Source organism: Peptacetobacter hominis (assembly GCF_006861675.1).
Classification (GTDB): domain Bacteria; phylum Bacillota; class Clostridia; order Peptostreptococcales; family Peptostreptococcaceae; genus Peptacetobacter; species Peptacetobacter hominis.
Window position 1 is genome coordinate 1 of record NZ_SGJB01000018.1, and the last position, 23,504, is coordinate 23,504.

Annotated in this window: 26 protein-coding genes and 1 CRISPR repeat array (1 of these 27 running past the window's edge); all 26 genes read right to left on the minus strand. The window is 35.3% G+C overall.

Annotated elements, in window-relative coordinates; genetic code table 11:
* Positions 1 to 253: 253 nt before the first annotated feature.
* The gene (locus tag EXD82_RS08735; RefSeq protein ID WP_142536537.1) at positions 254 to 727 is read right to left on the minus strand and encodes a CBS domain-containing protein; all 474 of its coding nucleotides are present in this window, start codon (positions 725 to 727) and stop codon (positions 254 to 256) included.
* A 5-nt stretch (positions 728 to 732) separates the two neighbouring features.
* The gene (gene acpS / locus EXD82_RS08740; RefSeq protein ID WP_142536538.1) at positions 733 to 1,110 is read right to left on the minus strand and encodes a holo-ACP synthase; all 378 of its coding nucleotides are present in this window, start codon (positions 1,108 to 1,110) and stop codon (positions 733 to 735) included.
* A gap of 101 nt (positions 1,111 to 1,211) precedes the next feature.
* On the minus strand, positions 1,212 to 1,484 hold the full coding sequence (locus EXD82_RS08745; protein WP_174919213.1) for a FoF1 ATP synthase subunit delta/epsilon: 273 nt from the start codon (positions 1,482 to 1,484) through the stop codon (positions 1,212 to 1,214).
* Between the two features lie 28 nt (positions 1,485 to 1,512).
* Positions 1,513 to 2,910 (minus strand): F0F1 ATP synthase subunit beta, encoded by a 1,398-nt coding sequence (gene atpD / locus EXD82_RS08750; protein ID WP_142536540.1) that lies wholly within the window; start codon positions 2,908 to 2,910, stop codon positions 1,513 to 1,515.
* A 15-nt stretch (positions 2,911 to 2,925) separates the two neighbouring features.
* The gene (gene atpG / locus EXD82_RS08755; protein ID WP_142536541.1) at positions 2,926 to 3,804 is read right to left on the minus strand and encodes an ATP synthase F1 subunit gamma; all 879 of its coding nucleotides are present in this window, start codon (positions 3,802 to 3,804) and stop codon (positions 2,926 to 2,928) included.
* Entirely contained in the window at positions 3,805 to 5,298 is a 1,494-nt protein-coding gene (gene atpA / locus EXD82_RS08760) for a F0F1 ATP synthase subunit alpha (RefSeq protein ID WP_142536542.1), read from the minus strand. It abuts the gene before it with no gap.
* An 18-nt stretch (positions 5,299 to 5,316) separates the two neighbouring features.
* Complete coding sequence (gene atpH, locus EXD82_RS08765; RefSeq protein ID WP_142536543.1) at positions 5,317 to 5,856, minus strand: ATP synthase F1 subunit delta; 540 nt, start codon at positions 5,854 to 5,856, stop codon at positions 5,317 to 5,319.
* Complete coding sequence (gene atpF / locus EXD82_RS08770) at positions 5,853 to 6,353, minus strand: F0F1 ATP synthase subunit B (RefSeq protein WP_142536544.1); 501 nt, start codon at positions 6,351 to 6,353, stop codon at positions 5,853 to 5,855. The genes atpH and atpF overlap by 4 nt, the downstream gene beginning before the upstream one ends.
* Positions 6,354 to 6,400: 47 nt before the next feature.
* The gene (gene atpE, locus EXD82_RS08775) at positions 6,401 to 6,646 is read right to left on the minus strand and encodes an ATP synthase F0 subunit C (RefSeq protein WP_174919215.1); all 246 of its coding nucleotides are present in this window, start codon (positions 6,644 to 6,646) and stop codon (positions 6,401 to 6,403) included.
* Between the two features lie 49 nt (positions 6,647 to 6,695).
* Positions 6,696 to 7,424 carry a F0F1 ATP synthase subunit A gene (gene atpB / locus EXD82_RS08780; RefSeq protein WP_142536546.1) on the minus strand — a complete coding sequence of 243 codons (729 nt, stop codon included), beginning with the start codon at positions 7,422 to 7,424 and terminating at the stop codon, positions 6,696 to 6,698.
* A gap of 3 nt (positions 7,425 to 7,427) precedes the next feature.
* Positions 7,428 to 7,865, minus strand: coding sequence for an ATP synthase subunit I (locus EXD82_RS08785; protein WP_142536547.1), 438 nt, complete (start codon positions 7,863 to 7,865; stop codon positions 7,428 to 7,430).
* A gap of 248 nt (positions 7,866 to 8,113) precedes the next feature.
* The gene (locus EXD82_RS08790) at positions 8,114 to 8,575 is read right to left on the minus strand and encodes a deoxycytidylate deaminase (protein ID WP_142536548.1); all 462 of its coding nucleotides are present in this window, start codon (positions 8,573 to 8,575) and stop codon (positions 8,114 to 8,116) included.
* 251 nt (positions 8,576 to 8,826) lie between these two features.
* Positions 8,827 to 9,279 (minus strand): ribose 5-phosphate isomerase B, encoded by a 453-nt coding sequence (rpiB, locus tag EXD82_RS08795; RefSeq protein WP_142536549.1) that lies wholly within the window; start codon positions 9,277 to 9,279, stop codon positions 8,827 to 8,829.
* Positions 9,280 to 9,366: 87 nt separating this feature from the next.
* Entirely contained in the window at positions 9,367 to 10,413 is a 1,047-nt protein-coding gene (locus EXD82_RS08800) for an L-threonylcarbamoyladenylate synthase (protein ID WP_142536550.1), read from the minus strand.
* 15 nt (positions 10,414 to 10,428) lie between these two features.
* Entirely contained in the window at positions 10,429 to 11,109 is a 681-nt protein-coding gene (locus tag EXD82_RS08805; protein WP_142536551.1) for a ZIP family metal transporter, read from the minus strand.
* Between the two features lie 78 nt (positions 11,110 to 11,187).
* Entirely contained in the window at positions 11,188 to 12,252 is a 1,065-nt protein-coding gene (prfA, locus tag EXD82_RS08810) for a peptide chain release factor 1 (protein ID WP_142536552.1), read from the minus strand.
* Positions 12,253 to 12,305: 53 nt separating this feature from the next.
* Positions 12,306 to 13,169, minus strand: coding sequence for a peptide chain release factor N(5)-glutamine methyltransferase (gene prmC, locus EXD82_RS08815; RefSeq protein WP_142536553.1), 864 nt, complete (start codon positions 13,167 to 13,169; stop codon positions 12,306 to 12,308).
* 21 nt (positions 13,170 to 13,190) lie between these two features.
* On the minus strand, positions 13,191 to 14,087 hold the full coding sequence (locus EXD82_RS08820) for a DUF1385 domain-containing protein (protein WP_142536554.1): 897 nt from the start codon (positions 14,085 to 14,087) through the stop codon (positions 13,191 to 13,193).
* A 176-nt stretch (positions 14,088 to 14,263) separates the two neighbouring features.
* Positions 14,264 to 14,464, minus strand: a complete 201-nt coding sequence (rpmE, locus tag EXD82_RS08825) for a 50S ribosomal protein L31 (protein WP_142536555.1) — start codon at positions 14,462 to 14,464, stop codon at positions 14,264 to 14,266.
* A 109-nt stretch (positions 14,465 to 14,573) separates the two neighbouring features.
* On the minus strand, positions 14,574 to 15,902 hold the full coding sequence (rho, locus tag EXD82_RS08830; RefSeq protein ID WP_246082040.1) for a transcription termination factor Rho: 1,329 nt from the start codon (positions 15,900 to 15,902) through the stop codon (positions 14,574 to 14,576).
* 368 nt (positions 15,903 to 16,270) lie between these two features.
* Positions 16,271 to 17,194: a UTP--glucose-1-phosphate uridylyltransferase GalU gene (gene galU, locus EXD82_RS08835; RefSeq protein ID WP_142536556.1), complete on the minus strand. Its 924-nt coding sequence runs from the start codon at positions 17,192 to 17,194 to the stop codon at positions 16,271 to 16,273.
* Positions 17,195 to 17,536: 342 nt separating this feature from the next.
* Complete coding sequence (locus EXD82_RS08840) at positions 17,537 to 18,451, minus strand: Ppx/GppA phosphatase family protein (RefSeq protein ID WP_142536557.1); 915 nt, start codon at positions 18,449 to 18,451, stop codon at positions 17,537 to 17,539.
* A gap of 168 nt (positions 18,452 to 18,619) precedes the next feature.
* Entirely contained in the window at positions 18,620 to 18,859 is a 240-nt protein-coding gene (locus EXD82_RS08845; protein ID WP_142536558.1) for an RNA-binding S4 domain-containing protein, read from the minus strand.
* Positions 18,860 to 18,941: 82 nt separating this feature from the next.
* On the minus strand, positions 18,942 to 19,220 hold the full coding sequence (locus tag EXD82_RS08850; RefSeq protein ID WP_142536559.1) for an HU family DNA-binding protein: 279 nt from the start codon (positions 19,218 to 19,220) through the stop codon (positions 18,942 to 18,944).
* 54 nt (positions 19,221 to 19,274) lie between these two features.
* Positions 19,275 to 20,732, minus strand: coding sequence for a bifunctional methyltransferase/pyrophosphohydrolase YabN (yabN, locus tag EXD82_RS08855; protein WP_142536560.1), 1,458 nt, complete (start codon positions 20,730 to 20,732; stop codon positions 19,275 to 19,277).
* Positions 20,733 to 20,836: 104 nt separating this feature from the next.
* Positions 20,837 to 22,450, minus strand: coding sequence for a putative polysaccharide biosynthesis protein (locus EXD82_RS08860; RefSeq protein ID WP_142536561.1), 1,614 nt, complete (start codon positions 22,448 to 22,450; stop codon positions 20,837 to 20,839).
* Between the two features lie 144 nt (positions 22,451 to 22,594).
* Positions 22,595 to 23,504: a CRISPR direct-repeat array (repeat unit 36 nt; unit sequence GTTTTACACACATCTTAAATTACATCAATCTCAAAC) (it continues 315 nt past the right edge of the window).

The window sequence follows — 23,504 nt, forward strand, 5'->3', positions numbered from 1 at the left end:
TGTCTGTCTGTCTGTCTGTCTGTCTGTCTGTCTGTCTGTCTGTCTGTCTGTCTGTCTGTCTGTCTGTCTGTCTGTCTAGACATTATCACATTTTCATACATATCAGTCAACACCCTTTCAAAACTTAAAATCCTTATATATTTTGTATTTTATCATAAAAACCTAACTATTTCTATATTTTATTTTAATTTAAATTGTTTTTACTGTTTTAACACACAAAAGCCAGTATAAAAACTATACTGGCTTTTATCTATTATTCATTTTTATCATCATAAAGAGCTCTGATTATATCATATCTACATATAATACCCTTTATCACATCGTTCTCATCCACAACAGGAACCCTGTTTATAGACTTTTTAATCATAATATTAGCAACATCATCGAAGCTGTCTTCCTCATTTACCTTTACAATCTTTGTTGTCATCATATCTTCAACCTTGTATGCTGCAATATTTTTCAGATCCTTTTCAAGTCTCTTCATATCATCAAGAAGTATTATTCCCTGAAGAAGATTTATAGCAAGAGGAGGCTCGACGTACTTCTCTTTTTTAAGAATATCCGTTTCTGAGATGATTCCTATAACTCTGTTGTCGTCATCCACTACCGGAAGACCACCTATTTTGTCATGAATAAGCATTTTTGCTACATCTGCTATTGTCGCATCTTTTTTTACAACTTTGACATCTGTTGTCATTATATCTTTTGCTTTTAGACTGTTTTTCATATATATCACTCCCTGGTCAAGGCCATCGCATTTGCAACGGCATATTCTCTACTGTGAGATATGGAAACCTTGATTTCACAGATATTCATTTTTTCACAGAAATCCTTCAATCCTTTTTTCGGATTTACAAAAGGTCTTCCATTTTCATCTCTCAGAATTTCTATATCACAGAACGAAAACTCTCTTATTCCTGTACCTACAGATTTGCTTACAGCTTCCTTTGCTGCAAATGTACCTGCTATACTTTCTGCTTTCATATTTCTTTTTCTGAAATATTCTCTCTCCGCCTCTGTAAATATTTTTTCGAGAAATCTACCTTTTTCCGCTGCCTTTTTTATTCTGTCTATCTCTATTATATCTGTTCCTATTCCAAATATTTCCATACTATCTCCATTTCATACTGTTACAAAATAAGGGAATCGAAACTCCCATATTATATTATTCTATAATGGTGATTCGATTCCCTTTTTATATCTTAATTTTGCTATGCCTGTTCTGTTTCCCATGTAGCATAGTGAGTTACTATAGTTACACTTTTATATTCAGTGTTTATAAATCCGCCTGCAGTTGCAAGCTTCTTTTCTTTCCCGTCTATTTTTAATTTTACTATTCCGGGATTTATTTTTGAAGAGAAAGGTCTTCTGTTAAGAAGTATCTGTCTATCTCCTCCACCGGTTTTGACTGTTACAGACTCAGATTCTCCTTCAAAGAATATCCGATCCGGTGTCATTATTTTTACGTGCAGTGAATCCCGCATTATTTCACCGCCTTTCATAATCTATATGTTACTGTTCGTTTTTTACTCTTTCTACTACGTCATCTATTGTTCCGGCAAAAAGGAATGCAGATTCAGGTATATCGTCGTGTTTTCCGTCAAGTATTTCCTTGAATCCTCTTACTGTTTCTTTTACTGGAACGTATTTACCAGGTTTTCCTGTAAACTGCTCAGCAACTGTAAACGGCTGAGATAGGAATCTCTGTATTTTTCTTGCTCTTGATACTATAAGTTTATCCTCGTCTGATAACTCGTCCATACCAAGTATTGCTATTATATCCTGAAGTTCTCTATATCTCTGAAGTATAGACTGAACTCTTCTTGCTGTTTCGTAGTGTTCTTTTCCAACTATATCCGGGCTAAGTACTCTTGATGTAGATTCAAGAGGATCGACAGCAGGATATATACCAAGTGATGATATCTGTCTTGATAGGACAGTTTTTGCATCAAGGTGTGAGAATGTTGTAGCCGGAGCCGGGTCAGTAAGGTCGTCTGCCGGTACATATACTGCCTGAACAGATGTTATTGATCCGTTCTTTGTAGATGTTATTCTTTCCTGAAGTGTACCCATTTCAGTTGCAAGTGTAGGCTGGTAACCAACTGCTGAAGGCATACGTCCAAGAAGTGCTGAAACCTCTGAACCAGCCTGTGTAAATCTGAATATGTTATCTATGAAAAGAAGAACGTCCTGATGTTTTTCATCTCTGAAGTATTCAGCCATTGTAAGTCCTGTAAGAGCAACTCTCATTCTTGCTCCCGGCGGCTCGTTCATCTGTCCGAATACCATGGCAGTTTTTTCTATAACTCCTGACTCAGTCATCTCAGTATAAAGGTCGTTACCTTCTCTTGTTCTCTCTCCAACTCCTGAGAATACTGATATACCACCATGCTGTTTTGCTATATTGTTTATAAGTTCCTGTATAAGAACTGTCTTACCTACACCGGCACCTCCGAATAGACCGATTTTTCCACCTTTTAGATATGGTGCAAGAAGGTCTACTACTTTTATACCTGTTTCAAGTATTTCAGATTTTGTCTCAAGTTCATCAAAATCCGGAGACTGTCTATGTATTGGCATTTTCTGTACGTCTTTTATCTCTTCTTTTTTATCTACTGTATCTCCAAGTACATTGAATACTCTTCCAAGAGTTTCCTCACCTACAGGAACACTTATAGGAGCCCCTGTATCTATTGCTTCCATTCCTCTTACCATACCGTCTGTGGCATTCATAGAGATACATCTTACTGTATCATCTCCCATATGCTGAGTTACTTCTGCCACGACTCTTTTTCCGTCCGGCATATTTATCTCAACGGCGTTAAGAAGGTTTGGAAGTTCTTTTCCACTATTGAATTTTATGTCTATTACAGCACCTATTATCTGTACTACTTTTCCTTTATTTGACATTTATCAAAAACCTCCCTATTTCAGAGCCTCTGCTCCACCAGCAATTTCTGTTATTTCCCGGGTGATTGAAGCCTGTCTTGCTCTATTGAATTCAGAATCAAGTTTTGCAAGCATATCATCCGCACTGTCTGTTGCAGACTGCATTGCATTTCTTCTGGATGCCTGCTCTGATGCAAATGATTCCTTTATTCCATTGTATATCTGAGACGCTGTATACTCTGATATAAGTTCTCTGAAAACCTCTTCTGCTGACGGATAATACTGTCTTCTTGGAGATACCTTTTTCTCATCTCCTGACTTTTCCTTTCCGTAAGGTTTCATCATTTCAAGAGCTACAGGGAAGAGTGTTTTTACTCTTACCGTCTGTATTATAGCCGATCTGAACTTTGTATATATAAAAGTTACATCGTCGACCTCTTTGTTTTTATATTTTTCTGTTATAAGTTTGGTTATTCTGTCGATTTCATCATACTTGCATGTCTCGACGCTGTTTATTTCATCGACAACGTTGTATCCTCTTTTTCTGAAGAATTCGCATGATTTTTTACCTATTGGAATAACCATGTCGGTATCTTTGTTCATTAGAGATTCAGCTTCTCTGAATATGTTCATATTGTATCCACCGGCAAGACCTCTGTCACCTGCAACTACTATGAAACATCTTCTCTTTACTTCTCTCTTTTCGACAAATTCTCTGCACGCCTTTTTTACATCGGCAGCTGTTTCAAGAACCATGTCATATAGGAAATATGCATATGGTTTTGAAAGTTCTGCTGCTTCTCTCGCTCTTATAAGCTTTGAAGATGATACAAGGTTCATGGCGTTTGTTATCTGTCTTGTACTTTCGATACCGGCTTTTCTTCTTTTTATTTCCTTAACTCCTACGCCGGACATTTATCTCACCTCTTTTTTGAAGACTTCAGCTGCCTCTGTGAGTTCTTTTCCGTAATCCTCTCCTGCAAGAATCTTGTCGTATATTTCTGGTCTGTTCTTTTCTATATATCTGCAGAACTCTTTTTCAAATGAGTCTATTTCATTAAGTTCTACATCATCCAGAATTCCGTTAAGTACAGAGTAGATTATTACAACCTGCTCTTTTACATCCATAGGTTTATGTTCACCTTGCTTAAGAACCTCAACTATTCTTTCTCCCTGTGCAAGTCTTGCTTTTGTATCTGCATCAAGGTCTGAACCGAACTGAGCAAATGAAGCAAGCTCTCTGTACTGAGAGTATGCAAGTTTAAGGTCTGATGCAAGTCTCTTCATTGATTTTATCTGAGCTGAACCACCAACCCTTGATACTGATATACCAGGGTCTACTGCAGGTCTTATACCTGAGTGGAAAAGTTCAGGCTGAAGATATATCTGACCATCTGTTATAGATATTACGTTTGTAGGTATATATGAAGAAACGTCACCTTCCTGAGTTTCTATTACCGGTATTGCAGTCATAGATCCTCCGCCAAGCTCATCTGAAAGTTTTGCAGATCTTTCAAGAAGTCTTGAATGAAGATAGAATACGTCTCCAGGATATGCCTCACGTCCTGGCGGTCTTCTAAGTAATAGAGACATTTCTCTGTATGCAACCGCATGTTTACTTAAGTCATCGTATATTATAAGTACATCTTTACCCTGATACATGAACTCTTCACCCATTGCAGTACCGGCATATGGTGCTATGTACTGAAGTGGTGCAGTTTCAGATGCTGTAGCTGATACTACTATTGTGTAGTCCATTGCACCGTAATCCTGAAGTGTTCTTACAAGCTGTGCAACAGTAGATCTTTTCTGACCTATTGCAACATATATACATATTATATCCTTGCCCTTCTGGTTTATTATTGTATCGGCAAGTATTGATGTTTTACCTGTCTGTTTATCACCTATTACAAGCTCTCTCTGCCCTTTACCGATTGGAACCATTGCGTCTATAGCCTTTATTCCAGTCTGTAGAGGCTGATATACAGATCTTCTGTCCATTATTCCAGGAGCTTCTGTTTCTATAGGTCTTGTTTTTTCTGTTTCTATTTTTCCTCTTCCATCTATAGGATTTCCAAGAGCATCTACAACTCTTCCTATAAGGGCGTCCCCAACAGGAACCTCAACTATTTTTCCTGTTCTTTTTACTGTGTCGTCCTCTTTTATTCCTTCTTCATCTCCAAGCAGAACAGCACCTACTGTTTCCTTTTCAAGATTCAGAGCTATACCGTATACTTCACCAGGGAATTCAAGAAGTTCTCCGGCCATTACATTGTCTAGTCCATATATACTGGCTATATTGTCACCGACATTAAGTATAGTTCCTGTATCTGAAAGTTCTATTCTGTTTTCGTAGTCCTTTATCTGCTGTCTGATTATGGAGCTTATTTCTTCAGGTTTTAAACTCATAATCTCACCGCCGTTTCCTTATATCATTTTTGACAGTTCTTTTTTAAGACCTTTCATTCTGCCTTTTACTGTACCGTCAATTTCTCTGTTTCCAACTTTTACGAAGATTCCTCCTATTATGGATTCATCGACTTTGTTTTCTAGTTCAACTTTTCTGCTGAATTTCTTTGACAGTTTCTCTTCAAGGTTTCTTACCTCTTCATCTGTCAGTTTTACTGCACTTATTACTATTCCCTTTTCTATAATATTCTTTTCATCAACCATTTTTGCAAATCTGTTGTATATATCTCTAAGGGATCTTGTTTTCTTCTTATCTATAAGCAGTTTTATAAAATTTAAAAGGTATCGGTCTGATGTTTCTGAAAAAATCTTTTCGATTATTTCCTTCTTGTCAACATCCTTTATAAACGGTGTATACATTACTCCAGAAAGTTCTCTGTTTTTTTCTATTGTTTCCACAATTTCAGAAAACTGCTTTAGTACCTCGTTTGTTCTGCCCATCTCCTCTGAGACATCGAACATCGCCTTTGCATATACCGCTGCTGTTTCGTCTATCATACTGCGTCTCCTGTTCTATCTATGAAGTCTTTTATAAGCTCTCTGTGTTTTTCTTCATCGATTTCATCTTCAAGCACTTTTGATGCTGCAAGTATTACAAGATTTGACATTTCGCCTTTCATCTCGTTCATAGACCGTATCTTTTCTTCTTCTATTTCTCTCATAGCTCTCTGTGAAATAAGCTCTGCATCTTTTTTTGCATCGTCTATTATCATATCTGATTTTTCTTTTGCCCGGGCTACTGCTGTTTCAATAATTTTTCTTCCTTCTTCTTCAGCACCGCCGATTTTTTCTTCATATTCGGCTTTATAGGCAGCACCTTCTGCCTTCATTCTTTCACCTTCCCGGATTTCATTTGCTATATCTTCTTCTCTTTCCTTTATTATTTTTAATACAGGTTTGAATAGAAGGTATTTCAGTATCAGAAAGATGACTATTGTATTTACTATCTGAAAGAAGTATTCCCAGGTCAAACCTACAAGCGGTTTAAGTTCCATATTTATACCTCCATTCCGATAAACACCGTGATATTTTAAAATCTATTCTATAACCAAGGGTTTACGAATATAAGGATTATAGCTATTATAAGCCCGTATATAGCTGTTGATTCTGCTATGGCAGCACCAACTATAAATGAAGACATTATATCACTTTTTGCTTCAGGCTGGTTTGCTACGGCTTCTGCAAGCTTACCTGCTGCATAACCCTGTCCAAGACCTGCTCCACATCCTGTAAATACTGCTATTCCTGCTCCTATTGCTGTTCCTGCAACTGCTATTGCTGTAGACATATCCATAATTATTTCCTCCTCCACGTCAAACGTGTTTTACCAACTTATTTTATTTCTTTATTTTTTCTTCTTTGAATTCAACTGAATTTCCAATAAATACCATAGTAAGCATTATAAATATAAATGCCTGAATTAGACCGTCAAATATATCAAAGTACATATGAAGCGGTATTGGTATTATAAACTGTAAAAACGGTATACCTACTCCAGGTATAAGCTCTGAAATATAGGCCATCAGCTGATAGAATAATGTCATTATCAGCGTACCACCCATTATATTACCAAATGGACGGAATGCCATTGAAACCGGTCTTGCTATTTCTCCAACCAGATGTATTGGAAGAAGAAACGGAGTCGGTTCTGTCATTTCCTTGAAATAGTGTGCTCCACTGAATCTTATTGATATTGAATATATAAGCACCGCTGTTATTGTAGACAGTGCAAGCGTAGTATCAAGATCCACTGTAGGTGATCTAAGCCCTAATAATGGGGCAAGGTTTGAACATGCAAAGAAAACAAACAGACTCCCTATATATGGGACAATATTTGGAACTCTTTTTACAAGTTCTTTTCCCATTGTATCTTCTACAAGTCCATAAAGCTTAAGTACTATATACTCAAGAAATATCTGTCTCTTTGTTTCAGGCACTTTTTTCAGATTTCTTGTAAGAAGATATGATGCCACAGCAAGTACCGCCATTATAATCCAGCTTACTATTACTGTTTCACTAAGTTTGAAGTCTCCGATATACAGAAGCCATCTTGCCTGTGTATTCATAGCTTATTCCTCCTTTCCTGCGAAAATCGTAGCTGCTGCTTTCTGTACCATAAGAACTATCTGAGTACTCAGAAGTCCTAGTGCCGCAGTTAACATACTTACAGAGTCCACCTTCGCACCGATTAAAAGTACAACTGCACATAGGGCAAATCTCAGAAAATATCCTCCTGCAAACTGTACCCCGCTGCCTCCTGTTCTACTGTTAACCAGGTTCTCCGTTGCTGATGTAAGCATATAAAAATTAAATATCGCAACTATACTGCCCAGAAGTATTCCGGACACCGATGCAATATCAAATTTACCAAGTTCTGATATAAGTGGATTTGACCGCTGATCTGATACGACCTTTGATACTGCAAAAATCACTGCCATCACAACAATATCAAATACCGCTATTCCCTTTGCTACGGATTTTATCTGTTTTTTTAAACAGTTATCCATACTTATCTCCCTTTCCAAATTAAATTTAGTATTATTTTTCTTATATACTAATTTGTTACAAATGTATCAAATTTCCTTTTTTAAAACTCATTCAGTATATACCATTTATCCCAATCATTCAACAATAAAAATTTCTTTTTTTGATAAATTTTAATTATCTGTTATCCTCTGTATCCCATTTATTCCAATGGTTTCGTTTTCCTACAACTTCTTTTAAAAAAAGAGTTGTTTTCTATTTTTAGATAATATTATACAGTTGAATTTTTACCGCTCTCAAATTTCACCATTTTCACATTAGCTTCATTTAAAAGCTGTGTCGACATCTCATCCGGATAGTCTCCGCTATATACAATTTTTGTTATTCCCGCGTTTATGCACATCTTTGCACATAGTACACAAGGTCTTGTTGTTACATAAAGAGTCGCTCCTTTTATACTGACACCGTTATATGCCGCCTGTATTATTGCGTTCTGTTCCGCATGAAGAGCCCTGCAGAGTTCATGTCTTTCGCCTGATGGAACATTCATCTGCTCTCTTTTACAGCCTATATTCTGGCAGTGTTCAAGGTTTTTGGGAGCTCCATTATATCCTGTTGTAAGTATCTGCTTATCTTTTACTATTATCGCCCCTACCTGTCTTCTCACACAAGTTGATCTTTTTTTAACAACCTCTGCTATTTCCATGAAATATTCATCCCAAGATGGTCTCATATCAAAATCTCCTTTCAAAATCACATTCTTATTATACATCGTTTCTATCGACTTTAAATATTCGTATTTTTAATGGCTTTTATTTTTATTTTTAATGGTTAATATGAATAGAATTTTATATTTTATTCATATTCTACAATAATGAATAATCGATGTTTGAATTATTCATTTATACAATTTTTCTCCTGTATTTTAAAAAAATATCGCCCAAAAGGGCGATATCTTTCCTGGTCCTTAAATTTATCTCGACATTACTTTGAATGTTTCTTTTCTATTTCTGTAAGAAGGTCTATTCTCTTCTGATGTCTTCCACCTTCAAATTCTGTGTCAAGGTATGCATCAACTATGTCAAGTGCAAGTCCTTTTCCTACAACTCTTCCACCAAGAGCTATCATATTTGAGTTGTTATGTGCTTTTGTCATTCTAGCTGAGAATGTATCAGTAAGTACTGCACATCTTATTCCAGGTACTTTATTTGCAGCATATGATATTCCTATACCAGTTCCACATACTACTATTCCGCAGTCTGCTTCTCCTGAAACTACAGCATTTGCAGCTGCTTCTCCGTATTTTGGATAATCAACTGAATCAGTTCCGTTGTTAGTTCCAAGGTCAAGAACCTCTATTCCTCTCTCTTTAAGATGAGCTATTATATCCATCTTTAATTCGTATCCGCCGTGGTCACATGCTAATACTATTTTCATTATAAGTATCCTCCTGTATATTTTATTTATTCATACACTATAATTATATCACATTTTTCTATATTTAAATTCTATAATTTTGTATATTTATTCAGCCTCTATTACCTTGTATCCCGCTGATTTCATGAGTCTGTTCATTATTGCCTGACCTACTCCCTCTGTGGAAAATGCTTCCGCATAGACAATGTCTGCTCCCTTTTCATCCATCTGTATAAGAGAATCAAAAAGATTTGCAGCTACTTTTTCATATGTATCTCCAAGATCTATTATTTCATCAGTTTTTATTTTCCGAGCAATATCCGACATGCATATTACGCCTATTTTCTGATTTTCGTCGGATTTTTCTTCATATAGTTCATTTATTTTTCTGATTATACTTTCCTTTTCTCCTCTTATTATAAATACATCCGCTTTTGGAGAATAGTGAGTATATTTCATTCCAGGCGCCTTTGCCTTTATATTGTCTTCTTTTTTAAGAAGTGATGAATCCATATCCACATTTCCTACGATTTCTTCCATCATTTCCTTTGTTATACTTCCCGGTCTAAGTATCATAGGAGTTTCCCCTGTCAAGTCTACAACAGTGGATTCAAGACCAAAACAGCAGTCTCCACCCATTATTATTCCAGATACTCTTCCTGTCATTTCTTTTTTTACATGTTCCGCTCTTGTTGGAGACGGCCTTCCTGATATATTTGCAGATGGTGCAGCTATCGGTATTCCTGCAGCCTTTATAAGTGCATTTGCAATTTTATTTGACGGCATTCTTACCGCTACTGTTTCAAGTCCTCCACTTGTAACATCCGGAATTATATCCTTTTTAGGAAGTATTACTGTAAGAGGTCCCGGCCAGAATTCATTTATAAGTTTTTCCGCTTTTTCATTTACCGATTCAACAAGAGAATAAATTTCCTTCTTTTCTGCTATATGTACTATAAGAGGATTGTCACTTGGGCGTCCCTTTGCTTCATATATTTTCTTTGCAGCTTCTTCATCAAGTGCATTTGCTCCAAGTCCATAGACAGTTTCTGTCGGAAATATTACAGTTTTACCATCTCTCAGAAGTTTTGCCATCTCTTCTATTATTTCTGAATCTATGTTGTTTTCATCTATTTTTTTTATAAGTGTCTCCATATACACACTTCCTTTTTATATAAATTTTACTATAATCGTTCCTATAAGAATTCCAAATATGCTGTACATGCTTTTAGATGCAGGAAACAGTTCCTCTATTACAACATAAAGCATTGTTCCTGCTGCAATTGCAAGAAATATTCCTATAAGCGGTGTAAATGCAGCTCCGAAACAAGCTCCAAAAAAACTACCTATACCCATTGGAACTCCGGCTATCATTGTAAGAAAAAGTACTTTTCTCATACTCATTTTGTTACATACCATTCCCAATGCCATTGCAAGTCCCTCTGGTACATTGTGTATTCCTATTATTATTGCTATTGCTACCCCAAGTTCCTTTGCCGACATAAAAGATGAACCTATGGCAAGTCCCTCTGGAAGATTATGAAACAGTATACTTACAAATATAAGATATCCTGATGCCATGTTTCCTCTGAAATCGAGTTTATTTTTCATAAGCATGGTTATAAGTGCCCCCGCAAATGCGGCTATTACTGTTTCTATTGTTCCTATTTTTTCCATTGCTTCAGGCATAAGATCAAATACCACAACAGCAAGCATTACTCCTCCTGAAAGTCCCATAAAAAAGCTTATATATCTTTCAACACCTTTTTTGAATATAGAAGCCAGTAATCCTCCAAGTCCGGTACCTACAACACCTGCAAGCAATCCTATAAGTGTTATTTCCCAAATCATTTCTTATTACCTTTCATTAAAAAGTGCCCTATAAATGATAATTCATATATAAGGCACCTGTTTTTTGATTTTACTCTATTATATAGCTGTCATTTTTTCTGTCTGATCAACTGTAATCAGAGCATCTATCATTTCGTCTATATCTCCATCAAGGAATGAATCAAGTTTATAAAGAGTAAGGTTTATTCTGTGATCACTTATTCTTCCCTGTGGGAAATTGTATGTTCTTATTCTCTCAGATCTGTCCCCTGTACCTACCTGACTCTTTCTCTCTGCAGATATTTCTTTCTGCTGTTCAGCCAGTGCTCTGTCATAAAGTCTTGCCTTAAGTACCTTCATAGCTTTTTCCTTGTTCTTAAGCTGTGACTTTTCGTCCTGACATGATACCACTTCTCCTGTTGGTATATGAGTTATTCTTACCGCAGAGTCAGTAGTATTGACACACTGTCCACCGTTTCCAGAAGCTCTGAAAACGTCTATTCTTAAATCATTGTCATTTATTTCTACTTCAACATCCTCTACCTCTGGTAAAACCGCAACAGTTGCAGTAGATGTGTGTATTCTTCCGCCTGATTCAGTTGCAGGTATTCTCTGAACTCTGTGAACACCTGATTCATATTTAAGTCTTGAGTATGCACCCTTACCTTTTATCATGAAAGAAACTTCCTTGTATCCTCCAACACCAGTTTCGTTTGCACTAAGTATTGATACTTTCCATTTCATTCTTTCTGCATATCTTGAATACATTCTTAGAAGGTCTCCTGCAAATAGAGCTGCTTCGTCTCCACCTGCTCCACCTCTTATCTCTACTATAACGTTCTTATCATCGTTAGGGTCCTTTGGAACAAGAAGTAACTTAAGCTCTGTTTCAAGAGGCTCCACTTTTGCCTCCATATCAGAAAGTTCCATTTTTGCAAGCTCTCTAAGCTCTTCATCTGACTCTTCCTGAAGTATAGCTTTTGATTCTTCTATACTATCCATTACATTTTTATATTCTCTGTATTTCATTATTATAGGCTCAAGTTCAGCATGCTCTTTTACATACTTCTGCCATGTTTTCTGATCATTTATTATTTCTGGATCAGATATTTTTTCCGTTAAATCCTTGTATGTATCTTCTAATACACCCAGTTTCTTTAGCATATATTTCACCTCATTATTATTCTCGTTTCACATCAATTCAATTTATCATTATATCACAGTTTTGTTCCTATAACAACTCTATCAATGCCCTGTATATCCTTCTTTGTATATATTTTTCCGTATCCGTATCCCTTCATTATTTCCGATACATCCTCCGCCTGGTCATGTCCTACTTCATAGGCAAGTATTCCGCCGTCTTTTATGTAATCGATTGAATCCGCTGTTATTCTTCTATAGAAATCCAATCCATCCTCTCCACCTTCAAGCGCATTATAAGGCTCATAGTCCTTTACCTGTGTGTGAAGTGTTTCTATTACATCTTTTCTTATATATGGAGGATTTGAAACTATTATATCGAATTTTTTTCCGTCTTCTACAGATGAAAACAGATCAGATACAAGAAATTCCGTATTTTCAGATACTCCATTTGAATCCGCATTTTTCTTTCCTATTTCAGATGCATATTCAGATATATCACATGATGTTACAAAGCTGTTTTTTATATAGTAGGCAAGGCTGACTGTTATAGCCCCTGATCCGGTTCCTATATCTATTATATCTATAGTTTCTTTTTTTCTGTATTCATCGGCTGAGCATATATCTATTATCTCCTCTACAAGAGGCTCTGTATCCGGTCTTGGTATAAGTACACCTTCATGTACATAAAAATCAAGTCCCATAAATTCCCTGTTGCCAACTATATATGCAATCGGTCTTCCATTCAGTCTTTCCTCAGCCATTTTTTCAAATTTATTTATTGTCTCTTCATCGATTTCCTTATTCAGATTTATATGAAGATACAATCTGTTTTCTTCTCCAAGTGCAGATAAAAGCATTACTTCCGTATCAAGTCTTGGAGTGTCACTTATTTCAGCAAGTTTTTCAGTGTATTTTATTATAATATCTCTTATAGTCATACAATCATCCTTTTTCAAGTTTTATATAACAGCCTTTATTGAAGCTATTGCGACTTCCAGCTGATCATCATCAGGCTCTCTTGTTGTAAGATACTGAAGCATCATTCCCGGATATGCAACAGCTCTTGTAACAAAGTTATCGTATTTACCAAGAATTCTTATTATCTCATATGCAACTCCTGCCACAACCGGTATACATACTATTCTCATAAGTATTCTCATCACAGGATTCGGCCACCCCAAAAATGCAAACAGTATTATAGACGTGAACATAACTATAAAAAGAAAGTTTGTTCCACATCTTGGATGAAGTCTTGTATGTTTTCTCGCATTTTCAACTGTAAGTTCTTCACCACTTTCGTAACAGTGTATACTTTTGTGCTCTGCTCCATGATACTGATATACCCTATGTATATCCTTGTTTTTTGATATCAGAAGTATATATACAAACAGTATTGCTATTCTTATTAAGCCTTCTATAAGGTTCAGAATAACATTGTTTTCTGTAACCGCTGCAAAAAGACCTCCTGCATATGTAGGTATAAGTATAAAAAGACCTACAGACATTACAACCGCTATTATCATAGATACGGCAATCAGTGCTTCATTTGCCTTATCTCCGAAAATTCTTTTTATGAATCTGTCTATTGCATCCTCTTCCTCGTCTGCAGCATCCATAAACCGCTCAGATGAGTAATTAAGACATTTCATTCCCTCTATCATGGTTTCTATAAGTATGAACATTCCTCTAAGAAAAGGAACTTTGTCTATATGCTTATCTTTTACCCAGCTTTTTATATTTTTTACCTTTACATCTATATCTCCGTCTGTTTTTCTTATCGCAACTGCTCTTTTTTTATCAGACTGCATCATTACGCCTTCTATTACGGCCTGTCCGCCAACTGCTTTATATGACATGTCATCCCCCTTTTTATATTCAATATTTGTTTAATTATATATTATACCACACAATAATTAAAGGTGATGAACTTCATCATTTTTTCCAAAAACAAAGGCAGATGTATATATACTCTCAATTATAAATCGAAAATATATATACACCTGCCTTATAAACCTCTCGTACGATCGGCATCTTATTCCATGTTGAATCTTTTCTTGAATTTGTCGATTCTTCCACCTTTTTCTATGTTCTTCTGTTTTCCAGTGTAGAATGGGTGGCACTCTGAACATATCTCAACTCTTATTTCGTCCTTAGTTGATCCAGCTACGAAAGTGTTTCCGCATGCGCAACGAACTTCTACTGGAGCGTAGTTTGGCTGTATATCCTTTTTCATTTAATTCACCTCTTTCTTTATTTTATAAGTATGTAAACTAATCTTTTACAATATCAACTACATCATTATATCACAATATATGATACTGTTCAAGAAGTTTTTCAGCTAATTAAATCTGTTTTAATCTGTCTATAAATTCCCGGTTGTTCTTTGTTCTCTTAAGCAGTTCAAGCACTCTATCTGTCACTTCTGCAACAGATTCATTGCTCATCTGTCTTCTAAGTTTCCATAGCGCTGATTTTTCTTCATCGCTTAAAAGAAGATCCTCTCTTCTTGTTCCTGACTTGTATATATCAACTGCCGGGAATATTCTCTTTTCAGCAAGTTTTCTATCCAGATGAAGTTCCATATTTCCAGTTCCCTTAAACTCTTCATATATAACATCATCCATTCTTGAACCGGTTTCCACAAGCGCAGTTCCAAGGATAGTAAGCGAACCGCCCTGTCTTATATTTCTGGCCGCACCAAAGAATTTCTTCGGTCCGTGAAGAGCTCCTGGATCAAGACCTCCAGAAAGAGTTCTTCCCGTTGGGGAAATCGTCATATTATATGCTCTTGCAAGACGGGTTATACTATCTAATAATATCACAACATCCCTGCCCTGTTCAACAAGTCTTTGTGCTCTGCTTAAAACCATTTCTGCAACCTTTACATGATGCGATGAAACCTGATCAAATGTAGAGTATATTACATCTCCCTGAATTGATTCTTTTATATCTGTTACCTCTTCCGGTCTTTCATCTATAAGAAGTACTATAAGCTCGACTTCCGGATGATTGCCCTTTATACTGTTTGCTATATTTTTAAGAAGCATTGTTTTACCTGCCTTTGGCGGTGCAACTATAAGCCCTCTCTGACCTTTTCCTATAGGAGATATAAGATCTATCAGTCTCATTGCTATATTTGACTGCCTATTTTCAAGTGTAAGCCTTTCTTCCGGATATATAGGAGTAAGTGTTTCAAAACTGCTTCTCTTCTTTGACTCCATAGGATTTTCGTCATTTATTGCGCTTACATATTTAAGCGCTCTGAATCTTTCTCCGCTGTTTGGAAGTCTTGTTATTCCTGTTATTTTGTCTCCGGTCTTCATATTGAAAAGTCTTATCTGAGATGGCGCTACATATACGTCCTGTTCTGTCGAAAGATAGTTTTCTCCTCTCAGGAACCCGAATCCATCCGGAAGTATTTCAAGTATTCCATACCGCTTTTCTCCGGTTTTTATATCTACAGGATTCTTATCTGTCTGTTTCTGTGAATAGGTTCTTTCCGGTTTTTTATCTTCAGATTGCCTATTATTCTTTTGAGTTTCTTCTTTATTTAAATCTGATTTTTCATCATTTGAATTATTATTTTCTTCTATAGTATTTTCCTGCTCTGATTTTATTATAACTTCTATCAGTTCGCTTTTTTTATACTTTGTTATAGATTTTATATTCATGGATTTTGCAATTTCTCGAAGCTCGCTTAAATTTTTCGCTTCGAGTTTTTCCGTTGTATACAAAAAAATCCCCCCATTTATAAGCTTATTCAATAACTATCTGCAATCAGCTTATTTTTAATAGTACTTTATATAATATCATCAGCTTTATCTGTGGTCAACCACTGACACCGTAATTTATAAAGATATATTTTTCAACTCAAAATAAAGAGGGAGAATATCCCCCTCTTTTACATACTCGCTATAAGTGATAGAACTATTGTTATACTGGTAAGCACCATGACACCTGCAGCACCTATGGCTATAATTTTATTCATCATCTTTGTCTTTTTTCCTGCCAATCTGTTCACCTCACATTTTCGCGGAATCTATTTTTCTTTGTTTTCCGGATTTGCTTTTATCCCTGTCTTACATACATTTTCTCTTTCGCATACTTTTTTAAGATAGTCAAGGAATCCTTCTTTAAGATCATCTCTCTTAAGTGCAAAATCAACTGTAGCTTCAAGGAATCCAAGCTTGTCACCTACATCATATCTTCTTCCTTCAAACTCATATGCATACATTGCTTCTTTCTGAGAAAGAATTTTCAGTGCATCTGTAAGCTGTATTTCATTTCCTTTTCCTGGAGGAAGATCTGAAAGTACATCAAATATTTCCGGAGTTATTATATATCTTCCAAGTATAGCTATATTTGATGGAGCTTTATCGGCATCAGGTTTTTCAACAAGGTCTTTTACCTTATATACTCTGTCCTCTATGAATTTTCCATCAATTATACCGTATTTATCAGTATTTTCTCTTTCTACCTTCTGAACTCCAAGTATTGTTGTTCTGTATTCTTCATAGGCATCCATAAGCTGAAGAAGACATGGCTTTTTGTTTTCCACTATATCGTCTCCAAGCATAACCGCAAACGGCTCATCTCCTATGAAGTGTCTTGCACAGTATATTGCGTCGCCAAGTCCTCTTGGCTCTTTCTGTCTTATATAGTGTATGTTTATCATATTTGATATGTTCTGAACTATTTCAAGAAGCTCTGTTTTTCCCTTCTGCTCAAGTTCAAGTTCAAGCTCAACAGATTTGTCAAAGTGATCCTCTATTGATTTTTTATTTCTTCCTGTTATTATAAGTATCTCCTCTATACCAGACGCAACAGCCTCTTCTATTATGTACTGTAGAGTCGGTTTATCAACTATAGGAAGCATCTCCTTTGGCTGAGCTTTTGTTGCGGGAAGGAATCTTGTTCCAAGTCCCGCTGCAGGTATTACAGCTTTTCTTACTTTTCTCTGCATATCCTTACCTCCATAAAATTTATTTGAACATTACAATTTCCCCTGTTATCATATATATTCTACCATTTATGAATATGTTTTTCTATCCTAATTGAGTTATTTCAATTATTACAAATACTTATCCACATATTCGTCAACATATCCACACTATATATGCTATATTTTTATATTTTTTTCAAAAATAAACACTATATATAGTTTTACGGTCGTACATTCAATTTTATTATCAACATTTATTTTTACAGTATTAACAAACTATCAACATATTTATACACATATATGTTGATAAATAGTTGTATATCCACTATTTTTTACACTTTATTAACATATTATCAACAATAATTAATCGACATAAATCATTTCAGATACAAGACCTTCAAGATTGTCATATTCACTTACAACTACTCTATCTATATCAAGCGATTTTATTATCGTATCAAGTATTACTGCACCTGCAGTTATTATATCTGCTCTTTTCGGCTGAAGTCCTTTCATGGATTTTCTGTCTTCTTCTGTTGAATGTCTAAGCATTTCAGATATACTATCCGCATCCTCTGCTGTTATTACACTCTGATGCACTTTTTCCATTGAATATACTTCCAGTTTCTGATTTATTGCAGACATTGAAGTTATAGTTCCACCTATACCACACACTGTGGAAATTTCACACTCCCTAAGATATTCTATTATATCGTTTGTTTTTTCTTTTATAAAATTTATCATTTCTGAATAAAGTTCTGCATCTTTTTCAAATCCCCTGAACTTTTCTGTAAGTCTAAGCGCTCCAATATCTATACTTACACTTTTTATTATTCCATTGTTGTTTCCAAATATAAATTCAGTAGATCCTCCTCCTATATCCAGAATAAGAAGATTTCCTTCAGCAGATGCTCCCATAAGAACTCCTCTGAACCCAAGTTCAGCCTCCTTCTCTCCAGCTATTACCTCAACTTTTATACCTGATTTTTCTCTTGCCTTTTCTATAAATACATCTCTGTTTACAGCATCTCTCAGTGCTGATGTTCCCATACATCTTACTTTTTCACAACCTTTTTCTTTACACATCTGTGAAAATTCATACAGTGCAGTTATGTTTCTCTCCATAGCCTCATCTGTTATATATCCGTTTTCATCTACACCCTGACCTATTCTTGTAGTATTTATATACTTTTCCCTTGAAACCAGCTTTTTATCCTGCACATCTGCTACAAGAAGTCTCATGGAATTTGTTCCTATATCGATTGCTCCTAATTTCATAACTCTCTCCTTTTTATTAACATTTTATAAACATATATACACATATTATACACCGTTTATACAACGCTTATCGACAACTTTTCCACATTTTATCAACATATACACATTTTGGGAATTTTCTATAAATTATTTTTTATACAAAAGAAGACAGCTCTCAGGCTGTCTTTTTTAAAGCATTTCATAAAGTTCTTTTGCATCATTTTTAAGAACATGTTCTCTTATCTCTGTAACTTTGAACTTCATCAGCTTCTCACCAAACTGTATTTCTATTATATCTCCCGGTTTTACTTCTGCTGATGATTTTACAACTTTTCCATTTATTTTAACTATACCTTTGTCGCATGCATCCTTTGCTACGGTTCTTCTTTTTATTATTCTTGATACCTTAAGATATTTGTCTATTCTCATATTTTCACCCCCGGATAAAAAGAAAAAGTGCAGCAGGCGCTGCACTTTTCACTATTCAAAAATTATGCCTACGCTTTTTTAATTAAGCGTTAACTTTATCTTTTAGTCCTTTTCCTGCTTTGAATACAGGTGCTTTTGAAGCTGGTATATCTATTACCTGCTCAGGATCTCTTGGGTTTCTTCCCTGTCTTGCAGCTCTTGCTCTAGTTTCGAAAGTTCCGAATCCTACTAGCTGTACTTTTTCTCCTGATACTAAAGCTTCTTCAACAGACTCCATGAAAGAGTTTAACGCTAATTCAGCTTCCTTTTTAGTTAATCCACTTTTTTCTGCCATTTTTGATACTAATTCAGCCTTGTTCACAGTATCTACCTCCTAATATTTTTATCATGCCGGTTTTCCGGAAATTATGATATTTTAATTTTTTTCTTTATCTTTAGCCTGATTCCATAGTTTATCCATCTCTTCAAGATTGGATTCATTAAACGTCTTTCCTGACTTCACAAGTTCGTCTTCTACGAAACTGAACCTTCTTACGAATTTTTCTGTAGTCATATTCAATGCTTCTGTGGTATCAGCTTCAAGGAATCTTGCAAGATTGACTATTGAAAACAACAGGTCTCCCAGTTCTTCCTTTATGTATTGTATATTCCCTTTGCGGTATTCGTCAAGCAGTTCCGAGTATTCTTCCTCAACTTTTTTAAATACATCGTCTATATTATCCCAATCGAAACCAACAAGGGCTGCTTTATGCTGTACTTTTTCAGCTTTCATAAGTGCAGGAAGATAAACAGGTATTCTTCTTAGACCCTCTGATACGGTACTTTCACCTTTTTCCTTTTTCTTTATATCTTCCCATGTTTTTTCAAAATTTTCTCTGTCTATTTCAGCATCTCCGAATATATGCGGATGTCTTGTTATAAGCTTTTTACATATACCCTCAGACACCTCACCAATGTCAAACATACCCTCTTCTTTTCCTATCTGACACTGGAAAACAACCTGTAAAAGTACATCGCCAAGCTCTTCTATCATCTCGTCTATATCGTTATTTTCTATAGCATTGTATAACTCATATGCTTCTTCTATTATAGAATTTTTCAGAGATTCATGAGTCTGTTTTTTGTCCCAGTCACAACCGTCCTCTGATCTTAGTTTAGCCATTATAAGTTCAAGATCGTGAACCTTGTTGTAGCGCTTTTTATCGCTTCTTGGTATATAAAGACTTGTCAGATAATCAAAGCTGTTATCCTTCCAATCAAGCTCATAAAGCTTTATTTTCTTTTTGAACTCCTGTCCTTTTATACCCGCACTTCTGACAATATAAACATCCTGCTCATCTCCGTATACTTCCATAAGCTGAAGCTTTACATTTGATGCGATAAACTCATCATACACCTGAGTAACTATAAGAGCTGTATCTGAATCTATATATGATTCTTCAAGCTCAAACGCATCTATAAGTCTGAATCCTTCAGAAGGATCAAATCCCAGATAATCAAACATAGCATCCACAAAACTCATAGAAGGTGTTGTAACAACGTCTATGCCTTTTTCTGATGCAATTGACTCTATTATACCGACAGTTTTTTCAGCGACTCTAGGATGACCGGGAACAGCGTATACAAGGTCTCCCTCCTCTGCTTTTTCGACTACAAATTCCGCAATATTTCTATATACATGTTCGAAATCTTCATTTTCATCGTAAAATCTGTCCAGAGATTCAAATTTGATTGTCTTTCTAAGTTCATCAACCATCGGGTGCTTTTCGGTTCTTAGAAATATTCTATCTGATTTTTTTAGTTCATCCATAGCTCCCCGGCTTATAAGCGACATATCGCCTGGTCCAAGGCCTATAATATTAATTCTACTCATATTACCACCCTTGTCAACATTTTCATTAATATATTAACATTCATCAAACTTTTCAAAATAGATATTTTTTATTATGTACCTATTCTAATTAGTCCCTGTGTCTTTTATTTTACAAGTCTTAGCTTCTTTAGTAAAGAGTATATTTTTGATCCTTTAGGCATTGTAAGTATTTCCTCTTTTGTTATACCTCCAATTCCAAGAAGAACAACCGCATATACGAATGCTCCTGCAGCTATCGAAATTATAGTTGATATACTGTTACCTGTAACTGAAGATACAAGCATATATACAATCTTAACAGCTACAAACATTGATATAACTGTTACAAGAGGTTTTATTATAAAGTCTCTTATTGAGAATTTAACACCCATATATTTTTTAACACAGTATATATTTATAAGGGCTGCAACTGTATACGCCGTAACAGTACCAAGAGCCGATCCAAGTACATTTATTGAAGGTACTGCTGTTAGAGTATAACTTATTATTATTTTAAATGCCATACCTATCACAAGCGCAATTACAGGTATCATAGGTTTTCCCATACCCTGAAGTATTCCTGTAAGAGTCTGTATAAGACCAAGGAATATTACACAAGGAGTAAGTGTAAACAGTATTATACCTATAGATTCAGGCTGAGTAGGATATAAAAGTTTCATTATTGGAACTGCAAGTGATGCCATACCGAATGCACATGGAAGCACTATAAGAAGTGTTACCTTTACAGCATTAAGCGTATCTTTTCTTGCTTTGTCCCTGTCTCCTACAGCATATGCCTGAGAAATAGATGGCACAAGACTCATACTAAGCGCTGTTGTAATTACTGAAGGAAGATTTATTATCGGCATAGCCATACCTGTAAGCTGACCAAACATTGAGTTCGCCTCAGAATGAGTAAATCCAGCAACCATAAGTCTTCTTATAACTATACCATTGTCCACCATGTTTACAAGAGGCATTACAGATGCTCCTATTGTTATAGGAATTGCAACTACCAATAAGCTTTTTATTATTTTTGAAACGCCTTCTTCTTCAAATCCTTTACTCTTTGCTATTTTAGCTTTTCTGTCTTTTGCTGTTCTAAGATATGCAAATATAAGATATAAGATAGATGCAAAAGAACCTATTGCAGCTCCTGATATAGCTCCTGCTGCACCAAATTCAGGCCCTGAAGCCTTCATAAGAGCATATGCAAGTCCTAGTCCAAGAACAACTCTGAAAAGCTGTTCAACAACCTGTGATACTGCTATCTGAGTCATATCCTTCTGCCCCTGGAAATATCCTCTGTATGCAGACATAAGAGGAACTATTATAAGAGCCGGTGCTATTGCTTTCATACTATATATAGCTTCCGGATTTTTTATAAATACTGTTACTATCCATTCAGCACCAAAGAAGAATATACAGAATGAAACTATCCCAGTAAAGAAAAGAACTCTACTGGATACAGTAAATACTTTGTGAGCTCCCTTATCATCACCTATAGCTATTTTTTCCGATACAAGTTTTGCAACAGCTGTTGGAAATCCTGCTGTGGCAAGTGTAAGGAATAATGTATATACCGGGTATGCAGACTGATAATATCCCATACCTGTTGATCCTATTATGTTTCCTAGAGGTATTCTGAAGAATGCCCCGATTATTTTTACAGCAACCCCTGCTATACCAAGGATCAAGGCCCCTTTTAAAAAGGAGTCTTTGCTTTTATCTTTGCCCATGATTTTACCTCCGTTTATTTGATTAACAGAGTTTAATATATCACAGTTTCTGTGTGTTGTTCAAGTTTATGGGGTAAATTTCTTTGAAACTTCAATATCGGAGCGAAAAAGTTACAAAAAAAATAAACCTGTTTTACAGGTTTATTTTTACACGCAATTTAAATTACATCAATTTCAAACACTTTACTTGTATCAAAATTAGTTAAATCTGTTTTACAAATATCTTAAATTACATCAATCTCAAACTCTTTTTATACTGTGGCTTTTCCTGTTTTTGTTTTACACACATCTTAAATTACATCAATCTCAAACCGGAGATGGAGAGAATAATAACAGAGGCTTGTTTTACACACATCTTAAATTACATCAATCTCAAACATATGACAGATAATACTCGTTCAAGATATAGTTTTACACACATCTTAAATTACATCAATCTCAAACAAGAAAATATGGTTGATGGAATAGAGATTGGTTTTACACACATCTTAAATTACATCAATCTCAAACAAGTGCTTTCTTATCAAATATCCATACCTTGTTTTACACACATCTTAAATTACATCAATCTCAAACATAGGGCTAAAGATGAAACTTCATATAAAAGTTTTACACACATCTTAAATTACATCAATCTCAAACAAATCTTTTAAAATAGTTATCGCATCTTCTAGTTTTACACACATCTTAAATTACATCAATCTCAAACCACCCCAATCTTCATTCATTTCATCATACTGTTTTACACACATCTTAAATTACATCAATCTCAAACTCCATTGCAGATGTTGACTCTTTAGTGTATGTTTTACACACATCTTAAATTACATCAATCTCAAACTTAGTCTTTGATTTATCTATTTTTGTCGAAGTTTTACACACATCTTAAATTACATCAATCTCAAACGGTGTTATACTATCACCCGGTATACATCTCGTTTTACACACATCTTAAATTACATCAATCTCAAACTTAGTCTTTGATTTATCTATTTTTGTCGAAGTTTTACACACATCTTAAATTACATCAATCTCAAACGGTGTTATACTATCA

What these genes read in the sequence shown, in the direction of transcription:
- EXD82_RS08735 (WP_142536537.1), bottom strand. Translation starts at nt 727, where the DNA reads ATGAAAAACAGTCTAAAAGCAAAAGATATAATGACAACAGATGTCAAA.
- acpS (WP_142536538.1), bottom strand. Translation starts at nt 1,110, where the DNA reads ATGGAAATATTTGGAATAGGAACAGATATAATAGAGATAGACAGAATA.
- EXD82_RS08745 (WP_174919213.1), bottom strand. Translation starts at nt 1,484, where the DNA reads ATGCGGGATTCACTGCACGTAAAAATAATGACACCGGATCGGATATTC.
- atpD (WP_142536540.1), bottom strand. Translation starts at nt 2,910, where the DNA reads ATGTCAAATAAAGGAAAAGTAGTACAGATAATAGGTGCTGTAATAGAC.
- atpG (WP_142536541.1), bottom strand. Translation starts at nt 3,804, where the DNA reads ATGTCCGGCGTAGGAGTTAAGGAAATAAAAAGAAGAAAAGCCGGTATC.
- atpA (WP_142536542.1), bottom strand. Translation starts at nt 5,298, where the DNA reads ATGAGTTTAAAACCTGAAGAAATAAGCTCCATAATCAGACAGCAGATA.
- atpH (WP_142536543.1), bottom strand. Translation starts at nt 5,856, where the DNA reads ATGATAGACGAAACAGCAGCGGTATATGCAAAGGCGATGTTCGATGTC.
- atpF (WP_142536544.1), bottom strand. Translation starts at nt 6,353, where the DNA reads ATGGAACTTAAACCGCTTGTAGGTTTGACCTGGGAATACTTCTTTCAG.
- atpE (WP_174919215.1), bottom strand. Translation starts at nt 6,646, where the DNA reads ATGTCTACAGCAATAGCAGTTGCAGGAACAGCAATAGGAGCAGGAATA.
- atpB (WP_142536546.1), bottom strand. Translation starts at nt 7,424, where the DNA reads ATGAATACACAGGCAAGATGGCTTCTGTATATCGGAGACTTCAAACTT.
- EXD82_RS08785 (WP_142536547.1), bottom strand. Translation starts at nt 7,865, where the DNA reads ATGGATAACTGTTTAAAAAAACAGATAAAATCCGTAGCAAAGGGAATA.
- EXD82_RS08790 (WP_142536548.1), bottom strand. Translation starts at nt 8,575, where the DNA reads ATGAGACCATCTTGGGATGAATATTTCATGGAAATAGCAGAGGTTGTT.
- rpiB (WP_142536549.1), bottom strand. Translation starts at nt 9,279, where the DNA reads ATGAAAATAGTATTAGCATGTGACCACGGCGGATACGAATTAAAGATG.
- EXD82_RS08800 (WP_142536550.1), bottom strand. Translation starts at nt 10,413, where the DNA reads ATGGAGACACTTATAAAAAAAATAGATGAAAACAACATAGATTCAGAA.
- EXD82_RS08805 (WP_142536551.1), bottom strand. Translation starts at nt 11,109, where the DNA reads ATGATTTGGGAAATAACACTTATAGGATTGCTTGCAGGTGTTGTAGGT.
- prfA (WP_142536552.1), bottom strand. Translation starts at nt 12,252, where the DNA reads ATGCTAAAGAAACTGGGTGTATTAGAAGATACATACAAGGATTTAACG.
- prmC (WP_142536553.1), bottom strand. Translation starts at nt 13,169, where the DNA reads ATGACTATAAGAGATATTATAATAAAATACACTGAAAAACTTGCTGAA.
- EXD82_RS08820 (WP_142536554.1), bottom strand. Translation starts at nt 14,087, where the DNA reads ATGTCATATAAAGCAGTTGGCGGACAGGCCGTAATAGAAGGCGTAATG.
- rpmE (WP_142536555.1), bottom strand. Translation starts at nt 14,464, where the DNA reads ATGAAAAAGGATATACAGCCAAACTACGCTCCAGTAGAAGTTCGTTGC.
- rho (WP_246082040.1), bottom strand. Translation starts at nt 15,902, where the DNA reads ATGAATATAAAATCTATAACAAAGTATAAAAAAAGCGAACTGATAGAA.
- galU (WP_142536556.1), bottom strand. Translation starts at nt 17,194, where the DNA reads ATGCAGAGAAAAGTAAGAAAAGCTGTAATACCTGCAGCGGGACTTGGA.
- EXD82_RS08840 (WP_142536557.1), bottom strand. Translation starts at nt 18,451, where the DNA reads ATGAAATTAGGAGCAATCGATATAGGAACAAATTCCATGAGACTTCTT.
- EXD82_RS08845 (WP_142536558.1), bottom strand. Translation starts at nt 18,859, where the DNA reads ATGAGAATAGACAAATATCTTAAGGTATCAAGAATAATAAAAAGAAGA.
- yabN (WP_142536560.1), bottom strand. Translation starts at nt 20,732, where the DNA reads ATGAGTAGAATTAATATTATAGGCCTTGGACCAGGCGATATGTCGCTT.
- EXD82_RS08860 (WP_142536561.1), bottom strand. Translation starts at nt 22,450, where the DNA reads ATGGGCAAAGATAAAAGCAAAGACTCCTTTTTAAAAGGGGCCTTGATC.